This window comes from Pseudomonas sp. EA_65y_Pfl1_P113, from assembly GCF_963970525.1.
GTDB lineage: Bacteria > Pseudomonadota > Gammaproteobacteria > Pseudomonadales > Pseudomonadaceae > Aquipseudomonas > Aquipseudomonas tritici.
The window spans coordinates 191,090-200,375 of record NZ_CAXAQM010000005.1; the positions used below are offsets into that span (position 1 = coordinate 191,090).

Below are 9,286 nucleotides of genomic sequence, written 5' to 3' on the forward strand. Positions count from 1 at the left end.
TAGGGCCGGCGATCGTTAACTGATGTATGAAAAACCAAATATGGGAGCGCGCTCGGAATCAGAGCCCGCGGTATTTTTCATTCAGCGCATACAAAATCGCGCAGGTCTCGCCATCCAGAAACCCACAACAATCCCGCGCCCTGAAGTGCATCTGAAACGCCCGCGTCCGCTGTTGAAACCCCTGCCGGTTTTTCGCAGGTGCGTACCCGAATCGCTGAAATGCCCGCTCCACCTCGGCTTCCCGTGGCAATCCGGCACAAAAGCGGCGCTGATACATCGCCCGCGTCGCTTCATCAAACCAGGCCCCCAGCCCCGCTTCATGCAGGCGCTGCCACGGCAGCCGGGGCCCTGGGTCACTCTTGCGCGCGTACGCCACGTCCGAATGCCCGAGGATGTCCGTGGGCCCAACCTGTGGGTAACGCCCGAGAATGTCGCGCACTAACGCAATCAACATCTCAATTTGTTCCTCACCGTACTCAGGGAACGTGAACACGCCGCCGTCATCGCGCGCCAGGTTGACGATCTCGATGCCAATCGAGCGGCTATTGAGGTTGTCGCGCCCTGCCCAATGGCTGGCCCCGGCATGCCAGGCGCGCTTGTCTTCCTCCACCAAGCGCAAGACACGCAACTCTTCATAGCCAGCCGCGCGGTAGCTGGGATCGTTTGGGTCGGGCAGCAGATAGTGCGCACTCACCCCATCCTGGGTGAGGGTGCGCAGGGAGGAGCCAAAAGGCGCCGCGGTGTAATGCAGGATGACCTGCCCCACAGGCTCGCCGTTGCGTTCGTTAAAGCCCGTAGCAGGAAAACTGGTATCGATGACCAACATAAGAACCGTCCTTTTCAATAAAGGCTGAGTCGTTCAGCCCGTTCAAGCGCAAAAAAATTACCGCCATCCTGAAGACTTGAGCGTCAGGAGGGCGGTAACTATTTGGCACGTGAAAGAAAAGTGGTCAGCGCCGCAGCGGCATGCCCAGGTCGACGCGCAGGCCATCCGGTTGGCTGTCGAATTTCAAGGAACAGGAACACCGCTGCACAATGGCTTGCACGATCGCCAGCCCCAAGCCGCAGCCTTCGCTGCTGCCATTGCGCCAGAAGCGTTGGGTCAGGTATTGCAGGTCATCGGCGCAAATCTGCGTGCCGTGGTCACGCACGCGGAACACCACGTTGTCGGTGTCGGGGTCGGTGAATACACTGAGTTCCACCCGCGTATCCGCCGGCGTGTGACGCAAGGCGTTGTCCAGCAGATTGCGCAGGGCTGCGACTGCCAGGCCCACGGGCATTTCCACCGGGGTGGCGCAAAGGTTGTCCGGCAGGATCAGGTCAATGCGCGAATTGTCGCCGGCATTCGCATCCTGGATCGCCAGGCGTGCCACTTCTTCGGCGCTGGACTGCAGCCCATCGTCGAATGACAGGCTGCCTTCCACGCGCGCCAGCAACAGCAACTGCTCCAGGGTGCGATGCAAACGGTCGGCGCCCGCCTCGGCATGGGCCAGGGACTGATCGCGGGCCGCGCCGTCGGTCATGCGCGCCACTTGCAGGTGGGTCTTGATCGCCGTCAATGGGCTGCGCAGTTCGTGGGCGGCGTCACCAGTGAGGCGGCGTTCGCGCTCGATGGTCTTGGCGATACGCTGCAACAGTTGATTCTGCGTGTCGAGCAGCGGTTTGAGTTCGCTGGGCAATGGGTGGATCTGCAGCGGCTCGAGAGAGTCGGCGCTGCGCCGCATCAAGGCGTCACGCATGCGGTTGAGCGGCAGCAGGCTCTGGCCGATGCCCAGCCACAACAAGCACAGGCAGCCGAGCATCGCCACACCCACTGGCACCGAAGCGGCCAGCAGGATCGACAGGTTCAGCGCCTCACGTTCCACTTGGCGGTCGGCGGTGGTGATCAACAGGTCGCCACGGGACAGGGTAAAACTGCGCCAGTTGACGCCATCGATCAGTTGGTCACGAAAACCACTCTGGCGCGATTCCAGCCCTTCATCCGGCGTGGCGTGGCTACGCGCCAGTACTTCACCGCGCAAGGAGCTGACCTGGCACGCCATGCCCCCCGGAACATTCAATTGCGCCCCATGGAAATGCGCGTCGCCACCCACACTGGCGAGGCCCGGCATCTGCTCGGTCAGCCCCGCCACCATGCGCGCCGACGCCACCAGGCGTTGGTCGAGGGAGAACATCATCTGGTTGCGCAGATCACTGAGCATCCAGGCCGCCGCCAGGGCCCAGATCAGCACAAAAGCGGCGCCCAGCTTGAACGTCAGTCGCAGGCGCAGGCTTTTCACGACGCGTCCTCGCCCCCGTCAGCCGAGCCCAGGCGATAGCCGAGGCCGCGCACGGTCTCGACAATGCCATTGCCCAATTTTCGCCGCAGGTGGTGGATGTGCACGTTGAGCGCGTTGCTTTCCAGCTCATCGCTGAAGCCGTAGACGCTGTCCTTGAGTTGCTCGCTGGAAAGCACACGGCCTTTGTTATGCAGCAGGGCTTGCAGCAGCGCCTGTTCACGGCGTGACAGGTCCACTGGCTGGCCGCCCAGGAAAGTTTCGCGGCTGCTCGGATCGTAGGCCAGGCGACCGTGCTCAATCAGGTTGACGCTGCGCCCCGCCATCCGCCGCAGCAGAGTCTGCAGGCGCGCGGCAAGTTCGCGCAGGTCGAAGGGCTTGAGCAGGTAGTCGTCGGCGCCGGCTTGGAGGCCGTCGACGCGGTTGGTCACCGAGTCCCGTGCGGTCAGGATCAGTACCGGGATTTCCAGGCCCTGGCTGCGTAGTTGTTGCAGCAGCTTGAGGCCATCTTCGTCCGGCAGGCCGAGGTCGAGCACCATGATGTCGAATGTCGCCGCCTTGAGCATGGCGCGCGCCGCGCCAGCCGAGGCCACGCGCTCGACGGTAAAACCCTGGGCGGTCAGGCCGGCCACGATGCCGCTGGCGATCAGTTCGTCGTCTTCACAGACCAGTACGTGCATGGTGAACCCTTCATGAAAGATGGGGGGATTAGAAGTCCAGCGGATTAAGCGCAGATTATGCCGCTAAATGATCCACACTCCCTCTAGAATAGCCCCGGTTAATCATCGGTTAATCAACGCCACACATTGTGTGCCTACTTGCATCGAACTAAGGCTTGACCATGCGGCATCTGTTTACCTTTCTGCTGGTGTTGTTCGCAGGGTTTGCCCAGGCCGCGCCAGGCAACCCGTTTGAGACCAAACCCGATTTCCTTCCGGTGGGCAAAGCCTTCACCTTTACCTCCGAACGTCTTGAAAGTGGCGAGACCCAGCTGTATTGGCAGATTGCCGACGGTTATTACCTGTACAAGCAGCGCATGAAGTTCGATGGCCTGACTGAAAAGCCCGCGCTGCCGCAAGGCGAGGCCCATAGCGATGAATTCTTCGGTGACCAAGAGGTGTATCGCCAAGGCCTTGAAGTGAAGATCCCGGCCGGCGCAACCGGCCAGATCAAGCTCGGCTGGCAGGGCTGTGCCGATGCGGGCCTGTGCTATCCGCCGCAGTCGATCACCGTGGACCTTGGCGGCAACCCGCCCGTCGCAGCGACTGCTGAAGCTCAGGACCAAAGCCTGGCCAGTGGCCTGCAACAACGCAGCCTGGGTTGGAGCCTGTTGCTGTTCTTCGGCCTAGGCCTGTTGCTGGCATTTGCCCCCTGTTCGCTGCCGATGCTACCGATCCTCGCCGGTCTGGTCGTCGGCAGTGGCGCCAGCCCGCGTCGCGGTTTTGCCTTGGCCAGCAGCTATGTGGTGTGCATGGCGCTGGTGTATGCCGCACTGGGCGTACTGGCCGCGCTGCTCGGCAGCAATCTAGCCGCGCTGCTGCAAACCCCGTGGATCCTCGGCAGCTTCGCCGCCTTGTTCGTCATCCTTGCCCTGCCGATGTTCGGCTTCTTTGAACTGCAACTGCCCGCCTTCCTGCGCGACCGCCTGGACAACGTCAGCCGCCAGCAAAGCGGTGGCAGCCTGGTCGGCGCCGGGGTGCTCGGCGCACTGTCCGGCCTGCTGGTGGGCCCATGCATGACCGCGCCGCTGGCTGGCGCCCTGCTCTACATCGCCCAGAGCGGCAATGCGTTGCACGGCGGCCTGATCCTGTTCGCCATGGGCATCGGCATCGGCATCCCACTGTTGTTGCTGGTCACCGTGGGTAATCGCTTCCTGCCCAAGCCGGGCACCTGGATGAACGTGCTCAAGGGGGTCTTCGGGTTCCTGTTCCTCGGCACCGCCGTGCTGATGCTGCGCCCAGTGGTTGGCGAAAGCCTGTGGATCGGCCTGTGGGGCGCACTCGCGCTGGTGATGGCTTACTGCGGCTGGACGCTGGCCCGCGAATACGGCCTCGCGGCCAAGGTGTTTGGTGCCGGTTCCCTGGTGCTGGGCCTGTGGGGCGCCGTGCTGATCGTCGGTGCAGCCGGCGGCAGCGATGACCTGTGGCAACCGCTGAAAGTCTACGGCGGCTCGCAGACCGTCGCTGCACCGACCGCCCACGACGCGTTCATGACCATCAAAGAACCCGCCGTGCTGCAAAGCCAACTCGACAGCGCCAAGGCACAGGGCCAATGGGTGCTGGTGGACTACTACGCCGACTGGTGCGTGTCGTGCAAAATCATGGAAAAACAGGTCTTCGGCAAACCCGACGTCATGGACGCCCTGAAAGACGTGCGCCTATTGCGCCTCGACGTTACCGCCGACAACGCCGCCAGCCGCGCGCTGCTCGGCCGCTACAAAATACCTGGCCCACCGAGCTTCGTGTGGATCGGTCCGGACGGTGAAGAACGCCGCGCGCAACGCATCACCGGCGAAGTCGATGCCGCCACCTTCCTGCAACGCTGGACGCACACCCGGGACGCCCTTTGATGCTGACCCTGACCATCGGCACCTTCGCCATCGCCCTGAATCACTTGCTGCTGATCAGCGCGCTGATTCTCGCCACCCTGGTGGGCTGGCGCGTGGCCAAGCGTGGCGGTGAAAACCCGGAATCGGTGCTGTTCAGCCTGTTCCTGCTGGCGATGCTGGTAGCTCGCGTCACCTTTGTACTGATGTACTGGAGTGATTACCGCCACGACCCGTTGCAGATGGTCGACCTGCGCGACGGCGGTTTCCTCGCCTGGCCCGGCGTGATCGCTCTGGTACTCGGCGCCCTGGCCTACGGCTGGCGGCGCCCGGCCCTGCGCAAGCCATTGAGTGCTGGCGTGATCACCGGCCTGGTGTTCTGGGGCGTGACCAGTTTATCCCTGAACCTCTACGACAAAGGCTCGCAACTCCCGGACATCACCCTGCGCAATGCCAACGGCGACGTGGTGCAACTGGCCGACTACAAGGGCGGCCCGCTGGTGATCAACTTGTGGGCCACCTGGTGCCCGCCATGCCGTCGCGAAATGCCGGTATTGGAACGCGCCCAACACCACCGTCCCGACGTGACCTTCCTGTTCGTCAACCAGGCCGAAAGCATGCAAAGCGTCAGCACCTACCTCGCGACACAGGGCCTGACCCTCGACAACGTGCTGTTCGACGCCAGCGGCCGCCTCGGCCAAGCCGTGGGCTCGATGGCCTTGCCCACCACCTTGTTCTACCAAGCCGACGGACGCCTGATCAACAGCCACTTGGGTGAACTGTCCCAAGCCAGCCTGGCCCGCGCCATGGAACCCTTCGACTTCGCTCCCGCTGCCACAAGGAAACCAACATGCCACGCCTCCGCCACCTGCTGACCCTGCTGCCGCTGACGCTCGCCGCCGCCCTGGCACAGGCCGAAGACTGGCCGGCGCCGATCAAACAGATCGAGGCCAAGGGCGCCAAGATCCTCGGCAAATTCGACGCCCCCAGCGGCCTCACCGGCTACGCCGCGCAGTACCAGAACCGTGGCATGGCGTTGTACCTGACCGCTGACGGCAAAAGTGTGATCGCCGGCAACCTGTACGACGCCCAAGGCAATGACCTGAGCACCGCGCCCCTGGAAAAACTGGTGTACGCACCGATGGCCAAGGAAGTCTGGGCCAAGATGGAAAAAAGCAGTTGGATCCAGGACGGCGACGTCAACGCGCCACGCACGGTCTACCTGTTCAGCGACCCCAACTGCCCGTACTGCAATATGTTCTGGGAACAGGCACGCCCGTGGGTAAAAGCCGGCAAAGTGCAGTTGCGCCACATCATGGTCGGCATTATCCGCGAAGACAGCCCAGGCAAATCCGCCGCGCTGTTCGCCGCCAAAGACCCGCAAAAAGCCTTGGAAGAACATGAAGGCGCCGGCAAAGGCAGCAAGTTGCAGGCACTGGACAAGATCCCCGCCAATATCGAGGCCAAGCTTGATGCCAATATGAAGTTGATGGAGGAGCTGGAGTTATCGGCGACGCCGGCGATTTTCTATCTGGATGACAAGGGGGGTTGCAGCAGCAGCAAGGGGCGCCTTCGCCAGATAAACTGGCGAAGATCATGGGGCCGAAGTAAGCGCATCCGAACCGGTCAACTTTTAAAAAAACGCCCATGCAACTTGCATGGGCGTTTTCGTATGTCGCTACAACCAGAATGTAAAGAAGTCAAAAAACATGTAGTCCCCACTGCGTATCTCTATACGCCCGATTTTTGAGCTCCCGGGTGCGCTAAAGTCCACCCAGCCCTGGAGCGGAGCCCCCTGATTGGCTCCATTCAGGTTCACCACCCCCAAGTAGACACCCGACGCACTGTAGAAGGTGAGTTGCGTTGGAAGGTGACTCCATGTGTAAGCGAACATCACTCTCCTGCATTCGAAAGCTAAATCCAGGCGTAGGAGTTGCAGAGATGGCGCTTGGTCGGCGCCGTTGCACAATACGATTGCTGGCCCCTCCAACAGCCCCGGGGTAGCGAAGTACGTTGCGATACCCGCTGGACCAGGGCCTGAAATGAAGTTGATCTCCATCGTCGGAGTAGTAATGCTCTGCCCCGCCAAGATAAGTCTGTCGGCCACTCCAGTGAAGTTTTCATAACGAATCTCGGGTGGTGCTATTAACTCCAGTACCCGCGATGGGCATACCACCGCATTGCTCTCAATTGAACTGCCGTCCGGCGTGACTTTGAAGGTGAGGGTCAGGTTGGTTTTGTCCTTCAACTTGTCCAACTCGGATCGCAATACAGGACTCGCCACCCCTGCTGTTTCCTCTGCCACCTTAATCGCTCTGGCCGCGTACACATTGAACGAGTAAGGATTGCCGTTTTTATCCGTCCCGGCTGCCTGCAGCCAGCACTTCTGCCCTGCCCGCAAGAACCACATCGGATCTTCGAGAGCACTGGCATTCCCAATAAATGTTCTCAGGTCCAGAACGGCATTCTGAGTCCTGGGCGGCGTCGCCTCCAGCACGTTTGGCGTTTCCAGTCGCACAGGCAAACTGATGTTTAAGTTCAAAGGCGGTGAGGTCTGCACCTTGCAGGCGGTGGTGACGATGGAAGTGATCTCCACTACTTTACCCATGCTCTCGATCACGGCTTCCGGTGGCAGAGGAAAGATGACCGGCCCCGAAACACTGCCGGATTGGGGTGCCAACGGCCAGCAAGTACCATCAGGCTTTTTCCAGCAGACGCTGATGGTGTGCTTGGGGTTATTGCCGACATAATTTACTTCAACCTGTACGCCATTGCGCCCGTTGTAAGCGGTCAATTGGTCAAGCACCGCTTCCCTCACGGAGGGTTCGATCAGCACCAAGGGCTCCTGCTCGATTTTGAAGGTTTGAACAGGGAATGCGTGCGCGCTTGCCACATCACACTTATCACAAAAACTCGCCGCAAAGTGCAGGTCGAATTCGCTGCAATCCGCCAGATTTTGCAGCTCAGCCCTGAGGATGGGGGCATCAACGCCCTTAGCCTTCCAAGCGTCTGTAACAGGCGCATCCATCAAAATATCAAAACGCAAAGCAGTGCCGTCTTCACGCTCACCCGTAATCCACATCCAACAACATTTCGCACACTCGGCATAGGCCCAGACAGGCGTAAAACCAATCGCGTCCATTGGGAATGTATTGAGATCCACGACGTCGCCCGTTGCCTGTTCGACCTCAGCGTGAGGAAAGTCGGGCAGCGACACATTAATCACTCGCTCAGGTGATTGTTGTGATCCATTGCTGTTGGGGAATTGCACGGTGTAGGTCAGGGTCATCGCCTTGTTAAAAAAACAGGCAATGACACAGGGCGATAGCTCGATGGTTGCCAAGTCCCCGTCGTTTGCAATTGTCACGCATCCAAGTGGCTTACTCGCATAACCCAGCCCGCTCACATAAAAACAGATTTGGTCGTCTGCATAGGTGTCCAAGCCGGGAGTGTCCACGTTCCCTCCCTGCTTGGTGAGTTCCGGGTTAAGGCACCAGTCATCGTTGAAAAATGCGGACTGCCGCAGATGCGCAGGCTGAAGATCAAGGCCTTGATCCCCGATGAAAGCAGCCGTGCGGCGATGTTGGATTTGAAGGGCATTTCTCGGAAGACGCGTCTCTTCATCAGGATTAGTCACGTCAGCTGGAGGCTGGGCCGTTTCGCCACTCGTGATGTAGGCGCATTGCAGGGTCATTGACTCATAGAGCGGTATTTGTCGCGCCAGCCAAGTACGTCTAACAGCGTGAGTGAGTTCGCCCGAAGCTATATCCTCAGCTGTTAACGCATATCCATCAGCCACTGTATAGAAAACGGGCTCTCCACTGAATTGCTGAGTCACAAGGGTGCAGTAAAATCTATCATTTACTTGGGCAAGATAAGGAATCTCCGTCTTGACGATGCCGTCCCCTTTGAAATCGTGCATGTCAATGACAGGTGAGTTTTGATAGATTTTTTCGTGAAGAAAATAAGGTGCGTACTTTTTACTTTCGTTGGCTTGGTAAAACTCGATCAAGACTTCTTTGTTCAAAGAAGCGGCTACCTGCCCTTGCACTTTCCCGGTATACGAAATGACGAGCGTTTTCCCCATTGCCGCCGTCATGTAACGCAGTGGAATTTCAGTTTCGTCGGCGCCAGACTCACCGCCTGAATACACAATATCCTCGAACGCCAGCCCAGGTGTTTCCTTGGTGCGGAAGCTGGCGATAATGGGTTCATCCTTGTCCATTCGTGAATCAAATGTCAGGTATGAACCCACCATGCGAGAGGTCGCAACCGTTCCGTTCTGCTCACTGGAAACTAACGGACTGTCTACTTCAAGAGCTTTGGGTTTTGGCCGCTTGGGTGTTGGCGCTCTGATAACGTTAGAGGGTGCGTTCGACGCCGGGACTTTCTTAGCCATGGTAAGAACTCCTTGTTCCAGGGGCTGTTCCCTTGGCTCGATCTGAAGCCAAGGGTCTCCCTTAAG

6 protein-coding genes and 1 pseudogene are annotated in these 9,286 nt (G+C 59.7%); 3 read left to right on the forward strand and 4 right to left on the reverse strand.

What is annotated here, in order from left to right:
- Positions 1 to 58: 58 nt before the first annotated feature.
- The 3 genes from AACY52_RS07505 to AACY52_RS07515 form a co-directional block, all read right to left on the reverse strand.
- A complete protein-coding gene (locus AACY52_RS07505; RefSeq protein ID WP_339416549.1) occupies positions 59 to 826 on the reverse strand; it encodes an N-acetylmuramoyl-L-alanine amidase in 768 nt (255 codons plus the stop codon).
- Positions 827 to 950: 124 nt separating this feature from the next.
- Complete coding sequence (locus tag AACY52_RS07510; protein WP_339427421.1) at positions 951 to 2,279, reverse strand: ATP-binding protein; 1,329 nt, start codon at positions 2,277 to 2,279, stop codon at positions 951 to 953.
- On the reverse strand, positions 2,276 to 2,956 hold the full coding sequence (locus AACY52_RS07515; RefSeq protein ID WP_339416552.1) for a response regulator: 681 nt from the start codon (positions 2,954 to 2,956) through the stop codon (positions 2,276 to 2,278). Before AACY52_RS07515 ends, AACY52_RS07510 begins: the two co-directional genes overlap by 4 nt.
- Positions 2,957 to 3,117: 161 nt before the next feature.
- Here AACY52_RS07515 and dsbD point away from each other — a divergent pair, with 161 nt between their 5' ends.
- The 3 genes and pseudogenes from dsbD to dsbG all read left to right on the forward strand — a co-directional run bounded on the left by dsbD (position 3,118) and on the right by dsbG (position 6,432).
- Positions 3,118 to 4,845 carry a protein-disulfide reductase DsbD gene (dsbD, locus tag AACY52_RS07520; protein ID WP_339560388.1) on the forward strand — a complete coding sequence of 576 codons (1,728 nt, stop codon included), beginning with the start codon at positions 3,118 to 3,120 and terminating at the stop codon, positions 4,843 to 4,845.
- The gene (locus AACY52_RS07525) at positions 4,845 to 5,696 is read left to right on the forward strand and encodes a TlpA disulfide reductase family protein (RefSeq protein ID WP_339416555.1); all 852 of its coding nucleotides are present in this window, start codon (positions 4,845 to 4,847) and stop codon (positions 5,694 to 5,696) included. The genes dsbD and AACY52_RS07525 overlap by 1 nt, the downstream gene beginning before the upstream one ends.
- Positions 5,672 to 6,432 (forward strand): annotated as a pseudogene (dsbG, locus tag AACY52_RS07530) (thiol:disulfide interchange protein DsbG). The gene AACY52_RS07525 and the pseudogene dsbG overlap by 25 nt, the downstream one beginning before the upstream one ends.
- Before the next feature lie 67 nt (positions 6,433 to 6,499).
- On the opposite strand, the gene AACY52_RS07535 reads toward dsbG, so the two are convergent.
- Positions 6,500 to 9,220, reverse strand: coding sequence for a hypothetical protein (locus AACY52_RS07535; protein WP_339560389.1), 2,721 nt, complete (start codon positions 9,218 to 9,220; stop codon positions 6,500 to 6,502).
- Between the last annotated feature and the right edge of the window lie 66 nt (positions 9,221 to 9,286).